The organism is Streptomyces solicamelliae, from assembly GCF_045348655.1.
In the GTDB taxonomy this organism is placed as follows: domain Bacteria; phylum Actinomycetota; class Actinomycetes; order Streptomycetales; family Streptomycetaceae; genus Streptomyces; species Streptomyces solicamelliae.
In genome coordinates this window covers 985,732-1,004,019 of the sequence record NZ_CP160404.1, presented here as the reverse complement: position 1 = coordinate 1,004,019, position 18,288 = coordinate 985,732, and the positions used below count along the sequence as shown (strand labels likewise).

Genomic DNA, 18,288 nt, shown 5'->3' with positions numbered 1-18,288 from the left:
ATCAGGAGGGGACTTCGCGGAGCGGGGCGGGCCCGGCCGGCAGTCTCAGTTCGGCGTCGACCATGATGCGCGCCAGTTCAGGGGCGTACACGCTGGGCTGCCAGCCCAGTTCGCGCCGGGCCTTCGTGGCGTCGCCGATCAGATCGGGGACCTCGGAGGGGCGCAGGTAGCGCTCGTCGAAGCGGACGTGTTTCTCCCAGTCGAGGCCGGCGTGCTCGAAGCAGAAGCCGAGGAAGTCGCGGACGCTGTGGCTGGTGCCGGTGGCGACGACGTAGTCGTCCGGCTGGTCGCACTGGAGCATCCGCCACATGGCGTCGACGTATTCCAGGGCGTAGCCCCAGTCGCGACGGGCCTCGAGGTTGCCGAGGTAGAGGAACTCCTGCTCGCCGCGGGCGATCCGCGCGGCGGCGCGGGCGATCTTGCGGGTCACGAAGGTCTCGCCGCGGCGCGGCGACTCGTGGTTGAAAAGGATGCCGTTGACGGCGAACATCCCGTACGCCTCACGGTAGTTGCGCGTGGCCCAGTAGGCGTAGACCTTCGCGGCCGCGTAGGGGGAACGCGGGTGGAAGGGAGTGTTCTCCGCCTGGGGCGGCGGGGTCATGCCGAACATCTCGGAGCTGGACGCCTGGTAGAACCGGCAGGGCAGTCCGGTCATCCGGATCGCCTCAAGCAGTCGCACGGTGCCGAGCCCCGTGGTGGAACCGGTGAACTCCGGTTCGTCGAAGGAGACCCTGACGTGCGACTGGGCGGCGAGGTGGTAGACCTCGTCCGGCTGGAGCCGCTCCAGCAGGGTGGTGATGCGGCTGCCGTCGGCGAGGTCGCCGTAGTGGAGGAGGAGCCGGGCGTCGGGGTCGTGCGGATCCTGGTAGAGGTGGTCGATCCGCTGCGTGTTGAACGCGGACGAGCGACGGATCAGTCCGTGGACGGTGTACCCCTTGGCCAGCAGCAGCTCCGCGAGATACGAGCCGTCCTGGCCGGTGATACCCGTGATCAACGCCTTCTTGGCAGACATGTGCGCACCCTAGTGGGAGATAGTGGACATACGGGGCTTATTCGACGGTTGTGGGCGGTGTCGCCGCCACGGGGGTGACGGCCCCCGGTCGGGCCTCCCGTGTCTTCGGCACGGGCAGCGACGGCCCGCCCGGGATCCGGGAGGAGTACCGGACCAGCAGCCCCAGCAGCAGGCCGTCGGGCATCGTCGGTTCGTAGGTGATCCAGTAGGCCGTCTCTCCGGCGACGAGCAGCCACAGCAGCAGTCCGGTCGACGACGTCCGGCCGCAGCCGCGGAGCGAGGCGAGGACGGTCACCGACAGCAGGGCCAGCCCGAGGAGCCCGACCCTGAGCAGCATGAGCACATAGAAGCTGTGCGGGTGGACCTCCGTGACGACGTCGCCCATGAGTCGCTCGTACCCGCTGCCGAAGGGGAGACCGAGCAGCCAGTCGCCCACACCCTCCAGGCGGTCCACGAGCTGGAGCCAGCCGGTGACCCGCCACTCCCAGGTGCTCGCGTTCGAAGCCGATTCGGCGAGGTCCGCGCCCAGCCCGCCCGCCGGCTGACCGGCCATGGTGATCACGGCGGCCGTCCCGGCGACGGCGATGGCGCCCCCGGCGATCGCCTTGCGCAGCCCCCCTCCCGGCCGCAGCAGCAGCCAGCCGCCGGCCATCGCGACGACGGCCGCCCACACGGAACGGTGCTGCAGCAGCAGTACGGAGAGCAGGAGCGGGCCCGCGACGAGCAGGACGCGCAGCCGTGTCGCCCGCACCACGAGCAGCATCACCGCCGCCTGGGCGACGATGAACGCCGCCACGGCCGGGATGCCGCGCCCGCCGACGACCTGACCGTCGATCACCACCGCGGAGGAGCTGGAGCCGACGCCGTACTGCGACCACCACACCACTGCGACCAGCACGTACCCGACGGCGGCCGCGGTCCAGATCCGTACGACGACACCGGTCAGATCCCGGCGGGGGTTCGCGGTGACGACGTACAGCGCCGGGCCGAGCACGTACACGAACGACGTCCGCGCGTCGTTCGCGGCGGCCTGCAGCCCGTGCTCGGCCATGCCCACGAGCAGGGATCCGAGGGCGATCGCGCAGAGCAGCCACAGTGCCCGGCGCTGCAGGCTCGGCCGGGCGCGGGGATGCACCACGAGCTGGACCGGGACGGCCAGGGTCGCGGCGGCTGCCAGTACGTCCGGCACCGTGAGGTTCAGGCCGCCCACGGGGAGCGGGGGAGGCCCGGCGTCTCCCAGGACGAGGGAGAACTGGCCCGCCATGAGCAGGCCGATGCCGATCCCCGGTCTGCGCACGAGCGTGGTGACCAGCAGGGCGAAGACCGCCAGCCCGCCGCAGGCGAGCAGGGCGGTCGCGGGGTTCTGGGCGATGGACACGATCACCGGCTTCGCATCGCGCGCAGGAAGGTCTTGACGTACGGCGAGCACATCAGCACCGGCGCCCACGGCCACAGATGCCGGGCGCAGTAGACCCACCAGGCGCGGCACGGCAGTTCGCGCCGCGAGGTGATCCGGCGCAGCGCCTCGCGGGCGCCGATGCCGGGTTCCTTGGATCCGCTCAACGGCGGGTTCGTGTCGCAGGCTCCGACGTGGCGCGGTGCGACGAACGGTCCCATGCCGGCGCGCCGGGCCCGGAACCCGTGGTCGTAGTCGCCCATGTTGTGCCAGAAGCGCCGGTCGATGTCACCCACGTGGTCCCGTACCTGGCGGGGCACGAGCACCACGTTGCCGTGGTGGGTGTCGCAGCGCTCGGGTCGGCCGGTCGGCTCGATCATCACCAGGTCGTGCCGGTACGGGTGCCACCACGGCCGGCCGCAGTGTCGCAGGCCCGAGTACGTGGTGCGCCTGCCGTCCGTGGAGTGGACGGGGCCGACCACCACCGCCATCCCCCCGACCGCGTCGGCGGTGTCGAGCAGCAGGGAGAGCGCGTCGTCCGCGAGCCGCACGTCGTCGTTGAGCCACAAGTGGTGGGTGAAGGGCGGCAGTCCGGACCGCAGGCTCCGGCCGGCGGCGATGCGCATGCCTTCGCCCCAGAAGACGTTCGGGCCCGCGCCCACCACGTCGACGTCCGGGAACCGCTCGGCGACCAGCTGCGGGGTGCCGTCGGTGCTCGCCGCGTCCACCAGATGCACCCGCACGGCCGTACCGGGAGGCAGACCGCGCTGGCGTTCCAGCGACTCCAGCGCGGCAAGGGTCTTCTCACGGCGATTGTGACTGGCCATCAGCACGGCAATGCACGGCGCGTCCATACGGTCTCCCTGGCGCAAGCAGTCTCGGCAGAGACGTGATCTCTGTTCTCGTGCAGAGTGGGAATCTCTGGGACAGATTTGCCCAAATCAGGTATACGTGACCAATGTGTGGATTCTCGGCTGCCGACAGCCGTCCGTCGAGCATGTCGTCGCCCCGCGTGTCCTGGCATCGGCCGCCTCGTCCGGCCGTGCGGAAGGAGAGGGAATGACAGCGAGTTCTTCATCGCGCAAGGTCACCGTGGCCATGGCCTTCGCACGGATGCCGTCGGCCCAGAGCCCGTACGGTCGTGGCCGGCTGGGTGAACCGACGGCGTACATGTACTACCGGTGCATGGCCTCCGCCTACGGCTCGCTCCGCCGCTGGAATCCCGGCGCCGATCTGGCGCTCGTGACCACGGACCCGCTGCCGGAGCCGTTCCACGGGGAACTGTCGCGCATCGGCGTCGAGGTCCTGCTGACCCCCTTCGCCCACCGGCCTCCGGAGGGCTACGCCAAGGTGTGGGGCGCTTCGCTCTACCACCTCGACGCGATGGAAGCGCTGCGCGGCCGTGCCGGAGTGCAGGTGTTCACCGAGCCCGACGTCCTGTGCGTGCGTCCGCTCGACGACCTGATCACGCGCGTGGGCGACGCGGTGGGCGTACAGGCCGAGCGGCTTGAGGACGTGGCCAAGCCGGGGTCGAGAAAGCTGGACGGGTACCGGGAACTGAGCGCGTCGATGCACCTCGAGCTCGGCGAACCGGCCACCGGTCACGAGATGTTCAACGGCTCCGTGTACGTGATTCCCGAACGCTGGATGTCGCCCCTGCTCGAGCGCATCGACAAGGCGTGGCAGCTGTCCATGGCCCGGTACGACCGAGGCGGACAGGGCTTCTTCCAGGACGAGCACTTCATGAACTACGCGGTGCGCGGCACGCCCGTGGCGGAGATGAGCAGCCACGTGCGCGTCGTCCCCACCGCGCCCTACCGCCGCTACCTCACCGACCGGGACACGATCCTGGGCCTGACGCTGTGGAACCTCCCGTACGAGAAGGACCTTGGGTTCCAGCGCATGTACCGCGATGCCGTCGACCGGCGGTCCTGGTTCTGGACGTCCTCACCGGAGGAGTTCCGCAGGAAGGCCGGGGCGATGCTGTCGGCCACGCGGCGGACGCCCCAGCGCGCACTGCTCAACTTCTGCGGCGATGTCGTCGAGAAGGTGACCACGGAGCGCATGCAGATGCGCCTGAGGCCCCTGTACAGCCGCATGGTGCAGCTCACCGCCGTACTGCGCGCGCACTGAGCGTACGGAACGCGCTCGCACGACCGTCCGGAGGGAGAAGGTCCCGGCTCCGGCCGCATCCACGCCGAGTTCGCCGAGCGGTCCGTCCTCGACGAGGCGCTTCAGGGGACCGGGAGCCGGGCGCACCGCGCGTGGTCGACTGAGGCAGGGGACACCGCGCTGCGAACTCCCGCCCGTGGACGACCTGGTACGTGGAGCAACGCGCGGCCGACGCCGTACGGCACTGACTCCCGACGGGTGCCGCCCTCAGTGGGCGCCTCGTGCGGTCAGCACCGCGGGAGCCGTCCGGGCGAGGATCGCGAGGTCCATGCGGACCGAACGGTGGTGCACGTAGTAGAGGTCGAGCCGGACCATCTCCTCCCAGGGGAGCTCCGAACGACCGCTCACCTGCCACAGACCGGTCAGGCCGGGCGGCACGGAGAGCCGGGCGCGGGCCGGGCCGCCGTAGCCGGAGTCGAGCAGCGGCAGGGGCCGCGGGCCGACGAGCGACATCTCCCCACGCAGCACGTTGACCAGCTGCGGCAGTTCGTCCAGGGACAGCCGCCGCAGCACCCTGCCCAACGGCGTGACCCGGGGGTCGTCACGGATCTTGAAGAGATGGCCGTTCGTCTCGTTGCACGCGGCCATCGTGCCGCGCTGGCTGTCCGCTCCGTCGCGCATGGTGCGGAACTTGAGCATCTCGAAGGGGCGACCGTCCAGCCCCGCCCGCACCTGGCGGAAGATCACGCCGCCCGGCGATGTGGCGGCGACGGCGAAGGAGATGGCGAGGAACAGGGGAGACGCCAGGACGAGCAGTGCCGCACCGACTGCCAGATCGATGACACGTTTGATCCGCATGAACGCCGTATCCATTCGTGTGAGACCGCTGGCAGCCGTCGTGAGGAGCCACTTCAGGTCAGGACCTATCACGATCGGCGAGGCCGTCCCCGGCAGGCACACGAGCCCCACAGCCGGAGTCCACCTTGCGGCGTACCGGCGCGTTCGTGGGCTCGGTGGCACCGGTTTCACAGCTGCGGGACCATGGATCCGGGGCTCCAAGCACTCGACGCTGGGGAGCGGGAAGCACCTTCATCTGTCCGGTGTGATCCGCACCTGGCCGGGCGCGGGCGTACGGTCCGGCACACCCGGGTTCGCCGCCCGCTGCCGCGTGAGGCCCCCGCGGCTGCTGCACTGCCTTCCTTCCCGGCCCGCCCGTCAATCGCCCGGCGCAGGGCTCTGGAGGCCGCCGCATCGGGGCCGGACCGTCGGCCTGAGCGTCCCGCCGAACGGGCATACTCCTCCCGCCACAGCCGCCGGTCGCCCCGCTCCGCGACCCGGACGGGCAGCATCGGCCCTGTGAGTCACGCCCTACAGGGAGGAGTGCGCCGTCATGTCCGACCGTGCCCCGCAGCCGGTGGCCCGCAGGCTGCCCAGTGACGAGGCCCGGGACCTGCTGGTCCTGGTCAGGGAGCTCGCCGAGCGCGAGATCGCGCCACGCGCCGCGGAGGAGGAGGCCGCCGGGCGTTTCCCGCGCGAGCTGTTCACGCTGTTGTCCGGTACGGGGCTGCTGGCGCTGCCGTACGACTCCGCGTACGGCGGCGGTGACCAGCCGTACGAGGTCTATCTGCAGATGCTGGAGGAACTGGCCGCGGCCCGGCTCACCGTCGGGCTCGGTGTCAGCGTGCACACGCTGTCCTGCCACGCGCTGGCCCACTTCGGGACGGAGGAGCAGCGGGCCGCGCACCTGCCCGCGATGCTCGGGGGCGGGCTGCTCGGCGCGTACTGCCTGTCCGAGCCGTCGTCCGGCTCGGACGCCGCCGCGCTGCGGACCCGCGCGGAGCGGGACGGCGGGGACTGGGTGCTCGACGGCACCAAGGCGTGGATCACGCACGGGGGAGTCGCCGACTTCTACACGGTGCTGGCCCGCACCGGAGGCCCCGGTCCCAGGGGGATCACCGCCTTTCTCGTACCCGGCGACGCCCCGGGGCTGTCCGCCGCCGCCCCCGAGCGGAAGATGGGCATGAAGGGCTCGCCCACCGCCCAGGTGCACCTCGACGGGGTGCGCGTGCCGGACGCGCGCCGCATCGGCGAGGAGGGGCAGGGCTTCACCATCGCGCTCGCCGCGCTGGACTCCGGCCGGCTCGGCATCGCCGCCTGCGCGATCGGGGTGGCGCAGGCCGCGCTCGACGAGGCCGTGGCGTACGCGCGGGAGCGCCGCCAGTTCGGCCGGCCGATCGCCGACTTCCAGGGGCTGCGCTTCCTGCTCGCGGACATGGCGACCCGCATCGCGGCGGGCCGGGCGCTGTACCTGGAGGCGGCCCGGCTGCGCGACGCCGGACTGCCGTTCGCCCGGGAGGCGGCGATGGCCAAGCTGTCCTGCTCGGACACGGCGATGCAGGTGACGACCGACGCGGTGCAGGTGCTCGGCGGTTACGGGTACACCGCCGACTTCCCGGTGGAGCGGCTGATGCGCGAGGCGAAGGTGCTGCAGATCGTGGAGGGCACCAACCAGATCCAGCGGATGGTCATCGCTCGTCACGTTGTGGGACCAGAGTCCCGCTGACCCCGCTGGCCCGGACGGTGCGGTCGGACCAGACCGGAGCCGCGGCGAGCCGGCTCCACTCCGGGTCGCGGCGGCCCGGCAGGGTCCGGCCGTGGCTCGCCCACTGGCGGATCATCGCCTGGTAGATGGGCGGGTCGGCAGGGGGCGGAGTCGGCTGCGGAACCGATTCTTCCGCGCCGGCGTCCACCCGGGTCCACCGTCCGTACCCGCTCGGGGCGGTGTAGGTCGAGGTCATGCCACGTTCAACGTTCATCACCCTGGAGGGGTCACCGTCGCCCCTATTCGAGCGAAGGTTCGCCCCTTACCCGGGGGCCGGAACGGCGAGCCGGGCGCGCACGGCTCTGGTCGGCCGAGGAGTTTCTGACGTACCGTCAATTTCCCTTCGCCGACCAGAGGACGACCCGGAGGTCACACGTGTCAGAGGACCGGCCCGTCGCGCTCGACGAGTACCCCGTGCATCAGGCCCCGCTGTCGATGAAGCACCACGTCAGCGGCGACCGGAACGCCTACGACCGGTGCATCTTCCATGTCTTCGACCACGCCGGCCGTGCGCTGCTCATCGCCGGCCTCGGCGTCTACCCCAACACCGGCGTCATCGACGCCTACGCCACCCTGCGCACAGGCGACCGGCTGCACGCGGTGCGCGCCTCCGACGCCCTCGGCGACGACCGCATGAACCTGGCCGTCGGGCCGGTACGCATCACCGTCGACATACCCCTCCAGCGGCTCTCGCTGCACTGCGACCCCGATCCCGACGACCCCGACGGCCTCTCCTTCGACCTCGACTGGACCGGTGACTTCCCGGCCGTCTGGGAGCCCCACCACGTCCAGCGCCGCGGCGGCCGGCTCATGCTGGAGGGCCGCCGGTTCGTCCAGGCCGGGCACTGCGCCGGCGTCATCCGGGCCGGCGGCGAGGAGTTCACGGTCACCCCGGGGGAGTGGACCGGGACCCGGGACCGCAGCTGGGGCGTCCGCCCCCTGCCCGGCGAGGAACCCGGCCGCGCCGACGAGTTCCGCCCCGAGGGCTTCCACTGGCTCTGGATCCCGGTGCGCTTCGACGACCGCTTCGTCATGGTCGTCGTGCAGGAGGACGCCGACGGGTACCGCACCCTCAACGACGCCCTCCTCGTACGGAACGGGCACCGCGACGCCCAACTCGGCTGGCCCCGCACCGACATCGCCTACCGCCCCGGCAGCCGCCACCCCGAACGCGCCGTCGTCCACCTCACCGACCCCGCCGGCAAGCCCCTGGAACTCGGCGTCGAGATCCTGGCCTCCTCCCCGCTCGCCGTCGGCGCCGGCTACCCGCCCGCCGCCGACTGGCAGCACGGCAGCTGGCAGGGCCGCGACTGGACCGACCGCCGGGTGTACGACCTGTCCGACCCGGCCGCCCACCCCCTGGCCGCGTACGGCGTCACCGACCACTCCGCCCGCTTCACCCTCGACGGCCGCACCGGATACGGGATCTTCGAGCACGGTTCCTTCGGCCGTCACGACCCCAGCGGCTTCGCCGACCACACGGCCGTCGCCGAATGAGGAGGGACCAGCCCATGGCCACCGCCCCCCGCCCCCGCACCACCACCCGCGATCCCGAGGAGCTCGGGCGGCGGCTCACCGCCTGGCTCGAGCCGCGACTGCCCGGCGTCCGGATCGCCGACCTGTCCGTCCCCGGCTCCAACGGCATGTCCAGCGAGACCCTGCTGTTCACCGTCGACCACCCCGACGCCCCGGCCCGCGGCTGCGCCCTGCGGCTGGCAGCCGACCCCGCCGCGTACACGATCTTCCCCGTGTACGACATGGAACGGCAGCACCGGGTGATGCGGCTGGTCGGCGAGCACACCGACCTGCCGGTGCCCCGGGTGCTCTGGCTGGAGACCGACCCCGGACCGCTCGGTGCGCCGTTCTTCGTCATGGAACGGGCCGACGGCCGCGTCCCGCCGGACGTCATGCCCTACACGTACGAGGGGAACTGGCTGCACGCCGCCACCGACGCCGAACGCGCCCGCCTGGAGGACGCCTCCGTCGGCGTCCTCGCCCGGCTGCACGACCAGTTCCCCGCGGAGCAGGCCGCGTTCCTGCTGCCGGACGGCACCGGCAGCCCGCTGCGCCGGCACGTCGACGCCCAACGCGCCTACTACGCCTGGGTGGTGAAGGGGCTCGCGCCCTCGCCGCTGATCGAGTCCGCCTTCGCCCGGCTGGAGGACCACTGGCCCGCCGACGAAGGACCCGCCGTGCTCAACTGGGGCGACGCCCGTATCGGGAACATCGTCTACGACGGCTTCGAACCGGCCGCCGTCCTCGATTGGGAGATGGCCGGATACGCACCGCGCGAGGTCGACCTGGGCTGGACCGTCTACCTGCACCGGTTCTTCCAGGACCTGACGGTGAGCTTCGGCCAGCCCGGACTGCCGGACTTCCTGCGCCGCGACGCCGTCGAGCGGCGGTACGCCGAACTGACCGGCCACACGCCGCGCGACATGGAGTTCCACACCCTCTACGCGGCCCTGCGGCACGCGATCGTGATGCTCAGGGTCGCGTACCGGCAGGCGCACTTCGGAGAGGTCGAGGTGCCGGAGAATCCGGACGGGCTGATCCTGCACCACGCCACGCTGGCGGCGATGGTGCGCGGGGACTACTGGTAGGAAGGGGCGGCCGGCAGGGAGTGCGGCGCCGTCGTCAGGCGGCGCGGCGCATCTGCGGCACCTTCAGCGGACGCGAGCCCGGACCGCCGACGTGCGAGAAGGGCTGCGTCCGCCAGTCGAGTCCCTGCGGAAGCGTCAGCAGAAGGCCCATGTCCTGCTCCTGGACCTCGAGGGTCTCGTCCGCGGGCCGGGCGTCCGCCGCCGCGCGACCGGTGCCCGAGCACACGGTCAGCGTGAACGGGTGCCACGGCGTCGGGCAGAGCGCGTGCTCGGGGAGCACGTCCTCGTCCGCGAGCAGCGCGATCGGCTGGGCGCAGTCCGGGCAGACGACCCGGTACATCTCGAAGGTGTCGTAGGCGTCGAGGACGTCGTCCTCGGAGGTCACGACGGAATCAACGGGCTCCTGCATGGAGAATCTCCCCCTCGGGTGGGCCGGCCACGTACGTATGGCCTCGACCACAGCAAGCAATTCCCAGCGGACCCGCCGTATAACCGCGAGGTCACGATCCACTCCACGGCAAGCCTGTGGCGTTCGTCACATGCCCGCCGCAGGTGCCGCGCGGACGCCGCCCACATGCCGCGCACCCGCCCAATCGCGCCACATCGGGACGCCACCCGGCTGTGCCGATCCGGAGCCGGGGCAATAGGTTGACCGCATGGAGGAGCTGGATCGTCAGATCGTCGAATTGCTCGTCAAGGACGGGCGCATGAGCTACACCGACCTGGGCAAGGCCACCGGCCTGTCCACCTCGGCGGTGCATCAGCGCGTCCGGCGGCTCGAGCAGCGCGGGGTGATCCGCGGCTATGCCGCGGTCGTCGACCCCGAGGCCGTGGGCCTGCCCCTCACCGCGTTCATCTCGGTGAAACCCTTCGACCCCAGCGCCCCCGACGACACCCCGGACCGGCTCGCCGACATCCCGGAGATCGAGGCCTGCCACAGCGTCGCCGGCGAGGAGAACTACATCCTCAAGGTGCGCGTCGCCACGCCGCTGGAGCTGGAGCACCTGCTCAGCCGGATCCGCTCCCAGGCCGGCGTCTCCAGCCGCACCACCGTCGTGCTCTCGACGCCGTACGAGGCCAGACCGCCGCGCATCTAGGCCGTCCCTTCCGGATCATGCCGGGCTCGCGGCGTCTGGCACGCGCGCTCGCCGCGTTGTCGTCAGTCGCCGATGCTCCGCATGGACTCCCTCCTCCGCCTTGCGAGCGCACGCACCAGACGCCGCTCCCTGACCCGGCCTGATCCGGAAGGGACGGCCTAGGCTGGTCGCATGACCGACAGCCTGACCCAGCGTCTGCCCGAGGACGCGCACCGCACCGTCCTGCTCCGCCGGGGTGAAGTCCACAGCCCCGCCGATCCCTTCGCCACCGCCATGGTGGTGGAGCGCGGGCACGTCGCCTGGGTGGGCTCGGAGGGTGCGGCCGACGCGTTCGCGGACGGCGCCGACGAGGTGATCGACCTCGACGGCGCCCTGGTCACCCCGGCGTTCGTCGACGCCCATGTGCACACGACGGCCACCGGCCTCGCCCTGACCGGGCTCGACCTGTCCGGCGCGCGGTCCCTCACCGACGCCCTCGAGCGCATCCGCGCGTACGCCGCCGCCCGGCCCGGCGACCGGATCCTCGTCGGCCACGGCTGGGATGTGTCCCGCTGGCCCGAGCGGCGCGCCCCGCGCCGCGACGAGCTCGACGAGACGACCGGCGGCCGTCCCCTCTACCTGACCCGGATCGACGTGCACTCGGCCGTGGTCACCACCGCGCTGCTCGGCCTCGTCCCCGGCGTCCGCGACCTCGACGGCTTCCGCGACGGCGAGCCGCTGACCGGCGACGCACACCACGCCGTACGCGCCGCCGCGTACGGGGCGATCTCGCCCGCCCAGCGCACCGAGGCCCAGCGCGCCGCGCTGGCCCGCGCCGCCTCCCTCGGCATCGGCACCGTCCACGAGTGCGGCGGCCCGCAGATCTCCTCCGAGGACGACTTCACCGGACTGCTCGCCCTCGACGGGCCCGCCCCGCGGATCGTCGGCTACTGGGCCGACCTCGACGTCGAGCGGGCCCGCGCGCTCGGCGCCCGCGGCGCGGCCGGCGACCTGTTCGTCGACGGCTCGCTCGGCTCCCACACCGCCTGTCTGCACGAGCCGTACGCCGACGCCGCGCACACCGGCGCGGAGCGCCTCGACGCGGCCGCCGTGGCCGCCCACGTCGTGGCCTGCACCGAGGCCGGTCTGCAGGCCGGCTTCCACGCCATCGGCGACGCCGCGGTGACCTCGGTCGTCGAGGGCGTCCGCGCCGCCGCCGACAAGCTCGGGCTCGCCCGCATCCGCGCCGCCCGGCACCGCGTCGAGCACGCGGAGATGCTGACGCCGGAGACGATCGCCGGCTTCGCCGAACTCGGGCTCACCGCCTCCGTCCAGCCCGCGTTCGACGCGCTCTGGGGCGGCGACGCGGGCATGTACGCGGAGCGGCTCGGTACCGAGCGGGCCCGGACCCTCAACCCGTACGCGGCGCTGCTGCGGGCCGGTGTCCCGCTGGCGCTCGGCTCGGACAGTCCGGTGACCCCGCTCGACCCCTGGGGCACCGTGCGGGCCGCCGCCTTCCACCGCACCCCCGAGCACCGGGTCTCCGTCCGGGCCGCGTTCACCGCCCACACCCGGGGCGGCTGGCGGGCGGCCGGCGTGGACGACGCGGGCGCGCTGGTCCCGGGCGCCCCGGCCGACTACGCGGTCTGGCGCACCGGCGAACTGATCGTGCAGGCGCCGGACGACCGGGTGGCCCGCTGGTCCACCGACCCGCGGTCCGGAACGCCCGGTCTGCCCGATCTGACCCCCGGCGGCGAACTCCCCGTCTGCCTGCGGACGGTGGTCGGCGGGCGCACGGTATTCGCGCGTCCGAACGAGTGACATCGGGACATTTCGCACCTCGCTCACAGAGTCGAAGGCTCCGCCGCGACCTGCGGATCTTCGTCCCCGACCTGCGGTTTCCGTCCGTCGGCCCAGGTCAAACGAGTGTTGACAGGAAGCCGCCACCGGCCGGTAGGTTCGGCGGGTCCACCACGGGACGTCCGGCCGGTTCACACTTCCACGCAGTCGCCGAACGCCGCTGGGTCATGGGGACGCCCGCACCGGGACAGGCGCGGACGCAACCCCGGAGCCAGGTTCAGCGTCCGTGCCTCGGGGGCGAGGGAAGGTTTTTCCGGCGGAGGGTGCGATCCGGGTGGGGCCCGGGCGTTCAGTAGACAACGGCCTTCGGCCGACCCGCAGCCAGCGGGTCCCAGGTCGGCCCGAAGGACGCCGGGCCCCTATCCGCTCCGCACCCGGGGCGTCCCGTGCCGAACGGCCGCCGACGCCCCCGCGGGCACCGGCCGTGGACGCCGTACGCGCCCGCGACGCCGACCCTCGCACAGACCTCGCTATGGTGGGCACTCGCGTACGGACGTCAAAGGGGCAGCAGTGAACGACGGTGGGCAGCGACGGTACGGCCCGCTCGGCCGGGTCTTGGTGATCATCCCGACCTACAACGAGGCCGAGAACATCAAGCCCATCGTCGCCCGGGTGCGGGAATCCGTCCCCGAGGCGCACATCCTGGTCGCCGACGACAACAGCCCCGACGGCACCGGCAAGTTCGCCGACGAGCTCTCCGCCGACGACGACCACGTCCACGTCCTGCACCGCAAGGGCAAGGAGGGCCTCGGCGCCGCGTACCTCGCCGGCTTCCGCTGGGGCATCGAGCACGACTTCGGCGTCCTCGTGGAGATGGACGCCGACGGCTCCCACCAGCCCGAGGAACTGCCCCGCCTGCTCACCGCCCTCAAGGGCGCCGACCTCGTGCTCGGCTCCCGCTGGGTGCCCGGCGGCCGGATCGTCAACTGGCCCAAGTCCCGCGAGGTCATCTCCCGCGGCGGCAGCCTGTACTCCCGCGTCCTGCTCGATCTGCCGCTGCGTGACGTCACCGGCGGCTACCGGGCCTTCCGGCGCGAGACCCTGGAGGGCCTCGGCCTGGACGAGGTCGTCTCGGCCGGGTACTGCTTCCAGGTCGACCTGGCCCGCCGCGCCGTCGCCGCCGGCTACCACGTCGTCGAGGTCCCGATCACCTTCGTCGAGCGCGAGATCGGCGACTCCAAGATGAGCAAGGACATCCTCGTCGAGGCGGTCTGGCGGGTCGCCGGCTGGGGCATCGGCGACCGCGCCCGCAAGGTCGGCAAGCTGCTCGGCCGCGGTCCCGGGAACTGACTCCTCGCCGGAATCCGTCCCCGGTTCTCCGGGGCCCCTTCCCTGATCCCTCCTTTACGACGTTCCTGCGAGCGGCCAGGCACACTGGGGGACATGACGACCGGCGCCCCGCCTCCCCTCGCCCCGAAGCGCTCCCGCCTGCGCACCTTCCTCCCGCTCGCCCTCGCCGTCTGGCTGGTCCTGGAGATCTGGCTGCTGACGGTCGTGGCGCGCGCGACCGGCGGACTGACCGTGTTCCTGATCCTGGTCGGCGGTGCCGTGCTGGGCGCCGCCGTCATCAAGAAGGCCGGCCGGCGGGCGTTCGCCAACCTCTCCGGCGCCTTCAAGGAAGCCCAGGCGGCCGCGCAGAGCGGCCGCTTCCCGGAGACCCCGCGCCGCGACGGCGCGGCGGACCGCAACGGCTTCCTGATGCTGGGCGGTCTGCTCCTGATGATCCCCGGCCTGATCTCCGACGCGGTCGGACTGCTGCTGCTCGTGCCGCAGATCCGCTCGGCCCTCGGCAAGTACACGGAGAAGGCCGTGGAGCGTCGGATGAGCGCGGCCGTGACGCCCGGCAGCCTCCAGGACGCCTTCCAGCAGGCCCGTATTCACCGGCCGGACGGCAAGGTCGTGCAGGGTGAGGTCATCCGCGACGATGCGCCCCGCGGGCCCCGCAGCCCCCAGGAGCCCCGGCCGCCGCTGACGCCCTGACCTTCTGACGCAACGCGCCCGCCTGCGGGCGGGCGCGTTCGTGACACGCGAACGCCGCGGGGCCCGGTACACCCTGAATGTGTACCGGGCCCCGCGGCGTGTTGCTCGAGCCGTGCTCCCCCAGACTCCGTCCGGGGGACCCCCACTCCGCTAGGCCGACTTGCGGCTGTCGCGCGGATGCACGGCGATGTTCATGGCGCCGGAGCGAAGGACGGCCAGCCTCTCGGCCAGCACCTCCTCGAGCTCCTCACGGGTACGCCGCTCCATGAGCATGTCCCAGTGCGTACGCGCCGGCTTGCCCTTCTTCTCCTCGGGGCCGTCCCCGTCCACCAGGAGCGCCTGGCTTCCGCAGACCTTGCACTCCCACTCCGGCGGAATCTCCGCCTCGACCGAGAACGGCATCTCGAAACGATGCCCCTTCTCGCATGCGTACTCCACCGCCTGGCGCGGGGCCAGATCGATGCCGCGGTCGGTCTCGTAGCTGGTCACCACGAGGCGCGTGCCGCGAAGAGCTCGCTCACTCATGAATCGTGCCTCCCGGGCTTGTCGCCCACAGGACAGGTGTCGCTGTCGTCGTCATCCGGTCAACGTCCGGTCGGCGGTAAAGATTCCCGTTGCGGGTCATGCGTCGCCCGTCGTGCCGCCCCTTGTTGTACCCACCAGTGCCCGGTTTGTCACATCTGGCAGCAGATGTCACCCAGCGCCTTCACGAAGTTGGCGCGCAGTAACGGTCCGTCTGGCAGGCCAAAGGTGTACACTACCGGACTTTCGTTCCGACGTCTAAATCCGCTCCGGAACGGGGTTGCCCGCGGCCTCCACCGCACGTCGTACGGGTACCCGCGCCAGCAGGACGAAACCGAGCGCGAAGAAGATCACCAGGGAGATGATGGCATCCCGGTAGCTGCCGGTCAGCTGGTACGCGAGACCGAACACCAGCGGCCCCAGCCAGCTCAGACCCCGGTCGCTCATCTCGTAGGCCGCGAAGTACTCGGCCTCCTTGCCGCGCGGCACGAGGTGCGAGAACAGCGAGCGGGACAGCGCCTGGCTGCCGCCGAGCACCAGACCGATCGCCCCCGCCAGGCAGAAGAACGCCACCGGCGCCCCGGCCGGCAGGAAGTAGCCCGCCGCCAGGATCAGCGTCCACACCGCCAGCGAGGCCAGGATCGTGCGCTTCGCACCGTAGACACGGGCCAGCCGGCCCATCCCCAGCGCGCCCGCCACCGCCAGCACCTGCACCAGCAGCACCGCCGCGATCAGCGTCGTCTGCTCCAGGCCCAGCTCCTCCGAGCCGTACACCGACGCCTGCGAGATCACCGTCTGCACGCCGTCGTTGTAGATCAGGTACGCCACCAGGAAGGACAGCGTCAGCGGATGCCGCCGCATGTCCTTCAGCGTCGCGACCAGCTGCTTCCAGCCGCTGCCGACCGCGCCCTCCCGCACCGCGGGCCCGGTCCGCCGGTCCCGCAGCCGCCGCAGGGGCACCAGCGTGAACGCGCCCCACCACAGACCGGCCGACGCCAGACACAGCCGCACCGCCGTGCCCTCGCTCAGCCCGAACGCGTCGTGCTGGGAGTACAGGACCAGATTGAGCACCAGGACCAGCGCGCCCGAGGTGTAGCCGAATGCCCAGCCGCGCGAGGACACCGCGTCCCGCTCCTCGGGTCCGGCGATCTGCGGCAGATACGCGTTGTAGACCACCATCGACACGGACAGCGAGGCGTTCGCCACGATCAGCAGGAACGCGCCGAGCAGATAGCGGTCGCCCTCCAGGAAGAACATGCCCGTCGTGGCCGCCGCGCCCAGGTACGCCGCGGCGGCGAGGATCGGCTTCTTCCGACCGGTGCGGTCCGCCGCCGCGCCGACCAGCGGCATCACCAGCACCGCCACGACGATCGACGCCGACACCGCGTACGCGAACAGCGAGCCCGCCCGCACCGGTATCCCCAGCGGGTGCACGAAGCCCTCGGCGTCCGCCGCGGCCTTGGCCACCGCGGTCAGGTACGGGCCGAGGAACACGGTCACCACGCTCGTCGAGTACACCGAGCAGGCGAAGTCGTAGAAGTACCAGCCGCGCTGTTCGCGCTTGCGTTCGGCCGGATCGGCGGTCAGGCCCTCCGGCTCCCCGGCGGTGTCAGTGTTCACGTGCGCGTCCCCCTCGTGCTCTTTCGTGCGGTCCCGCGTGGGCGGACGCGCCTCAGCTCCACACGCCCCGAGCGGTCAGGACGTCGCGCAGCGTCTCCAGATGATCGGTCATGATGCCATCGACACCCAGGTCGAGGAGAGAGTTCATCCGCTCGGAATCATTGATCGTCCACACATGCACCTGCAGCCCGCGGGCGTGGGCCTCGCGGACGAAGCGCCGGTCGACCACCTTGATCCCGCCCTGGCTCTCCGGCACCTGCGCCGCCACCGCGCCCGCGCGCAGCGCCGCCGGGATGCCGAGCGAGCGCAGCCGCAGCCCGATGACGCCGCGTACCCCGTACGAGGTGGCGAGCCTCGGTCCGGCCAGGCGCTGCGCCCGGGCGATCCGGCCCTCGTCGAAGGAGCCCACGCAGACCCGGTCCCAGGCGCCGGTCCGGCGGATCAGGTCGACCAGCGGCTGCAGCGCGGACTCGGCCTTCAGGTCGACGTTCCAGCGGGCCTCGGGGAACTCGTCGAGCAGGTCCTCGAACAGTGGCAGCGGCTCCTTGCCGGCCACCCGGGCCTCGCGCACCGCGCTCCACGGCAGATCGCGGATCCGGCCGGCGGTGTCGGTCACCCGGTCCAGGGTGCTGTCGTGGAAGGCCACGAGCACCCCGTCCGAGGTGGTGTGCACATCCGTCTCGAAGTAGCGGAAGCCCGTCGAGGCGGCGCGCCGGAAGGCGGCAGCGGTGTTCTCCAGGCCGTCGGCCGTGCCGCCGCGGTGGGCGAACGGGATCGGGGCCGGGTGGTCCAGGTAGGGGTGGCGTACGCGAGTCACCGCCGCAGTATGACCTGCTCAGGTGACCCGGAGGCGACCACGCTGCTGCTCGCGTCCTGCTCGGGGACGGCGAAGAAGCGCAGGAAGAGCTGCGCGAGCGGGCCGATGCTCAGCGCGTAGAGCACCGTGCCGACGCCGAGGGAGCCGCCGAGCAGGAAGCCGGTGACCACCACGGCCACCTCGATCGCGGTGCGGACCAGGCGGATCGAGCGGCCGGTGAGCCGGTGCAGGCCGGTCATCAGGCCGTCGCGCGGGCCCGGGCCGAAGCGGGCGGCGATGTACAGGCCGGTGGCCAGGCCGTTCAGCACGATGCCGGCGACCATCAGGGCGATCCGCGCGGGCAGGCCGTGGGCGTCCGGCACCAGGGCGAGGGTGGCGTCCATCGCGAGGCCGATCACGAAGACGTTCGAGACCGTGCCGAGGCCGGGCCGCTGCCGGATCGGTATCCACAGCAGCAGCACGATCGCGCCGACGATGATCGACACGACGCCGATGGTCAGACCGGTCCGCTCCGCGAGACCCTGGTGGAGCACGCCCCAGGGCTCCAGGCCGAGCCCGCCGCGCACCAGGAGCGCCGAGCTCACCCCGTACAGCGCCAGTCCCGCGTACAGCTGGGTGAGGCGGCGGGGCAGGTGCCGGCCGCGGAGTCCGGAGGCGATGGACATGGACACGGATATGCCCCCCTGTC

At 72.1% G+C, this 18,288-nt stretch carries 18 protein-coding genes; 8 read left to right on the top strand and 10 right to left on the bottom strand.

Annotated features, from left to right (window positions below; translation table 11 throughout):
• Position 1: 1 nt before the first annotated feature.
• From gmd to ABZO31_RS04595, 3 genes are read right to left on the bottom strand one after another with little or no spacing between them, the layout of a single operon-like run.
• Positions 2-1,012 (bottom strand): GDP-mannose 4,6-dehydratase, encoded by a 1,011-nt coding sequence (gene gmd, locus ABZO31_RS04605; RefSeq protein WP_406859652.1) that lies wholly within the window; start codon positions 1,010-1,012, stop codon positions 2-4.
• Positions 1,013-1,049: 37 nt separating this feature from the next.
• Positions 1,050-2,390, bottom strand: coding sequence for a hypothetical protein (locus tag ABZO31_RS04600; protein ID WP_406859651.1), 1,341 nt, complete (start codon positions 2,388-2,390; stop codon positions 1,050-1,052).
• Positions 2,391-2,392: 2 nt separating this feature from the next.
• On the bottom strand, positions 2,393-3,235 hold the full coding sequence (locus tag ABZO31_RS04595; protein ID WP_406859650.1) for a glycosyltransferase family 2 protein: 843 nt from the start codon (positions 3,233-3,235) through the stop codon (positions 2,393-2,395).
• A gap of 232 nt (positions 3,236-3,467) precedes the next feature.
• Between ABZO31_RS04595 and ABZO31_RS04590 the strand changes: the two genes are divergently transcribed.
• Positions 3,468-4,541 (top strand): hypothetical protein, encoded by a 1,074-nt coding sequence (locus tag ABZO31_RS04590; protein WP_406859649.1) that lies wholly within the window; start codon positions 3,468-3,470, stop codon positions 4,539-4,541.
• A gap of 246 nt (positions 4,542-4,787) precedes the next feature.
• Here ABZO31_RS04590 and ABZO31_RS04585 read toward each other — a convergent pair whose 3' ends face one another.
• Complete coding sequence (locus tag ABZO31_RS04585) at positions 4,788-5,378, bottom strand: sugar transferase (protein ID WP_406859648.1); 591 nt, start codon at positions 5,376-5,378, stop codon at positions 4,788-4,790.
• Positions 5,379-5,910: 532 nt separating this feature from the next.
• On the opposite strand from ABZO31_RS04585, the gene ABZO31_RS04580 reads away from it, so the two are divergent.
• Positions 5,911-7,083 carry an acyl-CoA dehydrogenase family protein gene (locus ABZO31_RS04580; protein WP_406859647.1) on the top strand — a complete coding sequence of 391 codons (1,173 nt, stop codon included), beginning with the start codon at positions 5,911-5,913 and terminating at the stop codon, positions 7,081-7,083.
• On the opposite strand, the gene ABZO31_RS04575 is transcribed toward ABZO31_RS04580, so the two are convergent.
• Positions 7,046-7,318, bottom strand: a complete 273-nt coding sequence (locus tag ABZO31_RS04575) for a hypothetical protein (RefSeq protein WP_406859646.1) — start codon at positions 7,316-7,318, stop codon at positions 7,046-7,048. The two genes, ABZO31_RS04580 and ABZO31_RS04575, sit on opposite strands and share 38 nt — an antisense overlap.
• A gap of 179 nt (positions 7,319-7,497) precedes the next feature.
• Between ABZO31_RS04575 and ABZO31_RS04570 the strand changes: the two genes are divergently transcribed.
• Both ABZO31_RS04570 and ABZO31_RS04565 read left to right on the top strand, forming a co-directional pair.
• A complete protein-coding gene (locus ABZO31_RS04570) occupies positions 7,498-8,619 on the top strand; it encodes a DUF7064 domain-containing protein (RefSeq protein ID WP_406859645.1) in 1,122 nt (373 codons plus the stop codon).
• A gap of 14 nt (positions 8,620-8,633) precedes the next feature.
• Entirely contained in the window at positions 8,634-9,725 is a 1,092-nt protein-coding gene (locus ABZO31_RS04565) for a phosphotransferase family protein (RefSeq protein ID WP_406859644.1), read from the top strand.
• Positions 9,726-9,759: 34 nt separating this feature from the next.
• On the opposite strand, the gene ABZO31_RS04560 is transcribed toward ABZO31_RS04565, so the two are convergent.
• Positions 9,760-10,134 carry a hypothetical protein gene (locus ABZO31_RS04560; protein WP_406859643.1) on the bottom strand — a complete coding sequence of 125 codons (375 nt, stop codon included), beginning with the start codon at positions 10,132-10,134 and terminating at the stop codon, positions 9,760-9,762.
• A gap of 247 nt (positions 10,135-10,381) precedes the next feature.
• On the opposite strand from ABZO31_RS04560, the gene ABZO31_RS04555 reads away from it, so the two are divergent.
• The 4 genes from ABZO31_RS04555 (at position 10,382) to fxsA (ending at position 14,641) form a co-directional block, all read left to right on the top strand.
• Positions 10,382-10,822, top strand: a complete 441-nt coding sequence (locus ABZO31_RS04555) for an Lrp/AsnC family transcriptional regulator (RefSeq protein WP_024760806.1) — start codon at positions 10,382-10,384, stop codon at positions 10,820-10,822.
• A gap of 171 nt (positions 10,823-10,993) precedes the next feature.
• Positions 10,994-12,622, top strand: coding sequence for an amidohydrolase (locus tag ABZO31_RS04550; RefSeq protein ID WP_406859642.1), 1,629 nt, complete (start codon positions 10,994-10,996; stop codon positions 12,620-12,622).
• A gap of 549 nt (positions 12,623-13,171) precedes the next feature.
• On the top strand, positions 13,172-13,951 hold the full coding sequence (locus ABZO31_RS04545; RefSeq protein ID WP_406859641.1) for a polyprenol monophosphomannose synthase: 780 nt from the start codon (positions 13,172-13,174) through the stop codon (positions 13,949-13,951).
• A 93-nt stretch (positions 13,952-14,044) separates the two neighbouring features.
• On the top strand, positions 14,045-14,641 hold the full coding sequence (gene fxsA / locus ABZO31_RS04540; RefSeq protein WP_406859640.1) for an FxsA family membrane protein: 597 nt from the start codon (positions 14,045-14,047) through the stop codon (positions 14,639-14,641).
• A 150-nt stretch (positions 14,642-14,791) separates the two neighbouring features.
• Here fxsA and ABZO31_RS04535 read toward each other — a convergent pair whose 3' ends face one another.
• The 4 genes from ABZO31_RS04535 to ABZO31_RS04520 form a co-directional block, all read right to left on the bottom strand.
• Entirely contained in the window at positions 14,792-15,166 is a 375-nt protein-coding gene (locus ABZO31_RS04535) for an RNA polymerase-binding protein RbpA (protein ID WP_026278069.1), read from the bottom strand.
• Between the two features lie 255 nt (positions 15,167-15,421).
• The gene (locus ABZO31_RS04530; RefSeq protein ID WP_406859639.1) at positions 15,422-16,783 is read right to left on the bottom strand and encodes an MFS transporter; all 1,362 of its coding nucleotides are present in this window, start codon (positions 16,781-16,783) and stop codon (positions 15,422-15,424) included.
• Positions 16,784-16,835: 52 nt separating this feature from the next.
• A complete protein-coding gene (locus ABZO31_RS04525) occupies positions 16,836-17,600 on the bottom strand; it encodes a glycerophosphodiester phosphodiesterase (RefSeq protein ID WP_406859638.1) in 765 nt (254 codons plus the stop codon).
• Positions 17,597-18,265, bottom strand: a complete 669-nt coding sequence (locus ABZO31_RS04520) for a YczE/YyaS/YitT family protein (RefSeq protein ID WP_406865254.1) — start codon at positions 18,263-18,265, stop codon at positions 17,597-17,599. Before ABZO31_RS04520 ends, ABZO31_RS04525 begins: the two co-directional genes overlap by 4 nt.
• Positions 18,266-18,288 lie beyond the last annotated feature (23 nt).

Bases quoted from the DNA above. Each gene is read 5' to 3' on its own strand.
- ABZO31_RS04560 (WP_406859643.1), bottom strand. From the start codon at position 10,134: ATGCAGGAGCCCGTTGATTCCGTCGTGACCTCCGAGGACGACGTCCTC.
- ABZO31_RS04590 (WP_406859649.1), top strand. From the start codon at position 3,468: ATGACAGCGAGTTCTTCATCGCGCAAGGTCACCGTGGCCATGGCCTTC.
- ABZO31_RS04555 (WP_024760806.1), top strand. From the start codon at position 10,382: ATGGAGGAGCTGGATCGTCAGATCGTCGAATTGCTCGTCAAGGACGGG.
- ABZO31_RS04535 (WP_026278069.1), bottom strand. From the start codon at position 15,166: ATGAGTGAGCGAGCTCTTCGCGGCACGCGCCTCGTGGTGACCAGCTAC.
- fxsA (WP_406859640.1), top strand. From the start codon at position 14,045: ATGACGACCGGCGCCCCGCCTCCCCTCGCCCCGAAGCGCTCCCGCCTG.
- ABZO31_RS04595 (WP_406859650.1), bottom strand. From the start codon at position 3,235: ATGGCCAGTCACAATCGCCGTGAGAAGACCCTTGCCGCGCTGGAGTCG.
- ABZO31_RS04575 (WP_406859646.1), bottom strand. From the start codon at position 7,318: ATGACCTCGACCTACACCGCCCCGAGCGGGTACGGACGGTGGACCCGG.
- ABZO31_RS04585 (WP_406859648.1), bottom strand. From the start codon at position 5,378: ATGCGGATCAAACGTGTCATCGATCTGGCAGTCGGTGCGGCACTGCTC.
- gmd (WP_406859652.1), bottom strand. From the start codon at position 1,012: ATGTCTGCCAAGAAGGCGTTGATCACGGGTATCACCGGCCAGGACGGC.
- ABZO31_RS04565 (WP_406859644.1), top strand. From the start codon at position 8,634: ATGGCCACCGCCCCCCGCCCCCGCACCACCACCCGCGATCCCGAGGAG.
- ABZO31_RS04550 (WP_406859642.1), top strand. From the start codon at position 10,994: ATGACCGACAGCCTGACCCAGCGTCTGCCCGAGGACGCGCACCGCACC.
- ABZO31_RS04580 (WP_406859647.1), top strand. From the start codon at position 5,911: ATGTCCGACCGTGCCCCGCAGCCGGTGGCCCGCAGGCTGCCCAGTGAC.
- ABZO31_RS04520 (WP_406865254.1), bottom strand. From the start codon at position 18,265: ATGTCCATCGCCTCCGGACTCCGCGGCCGGCACCTGCCCCGCCGCCTC.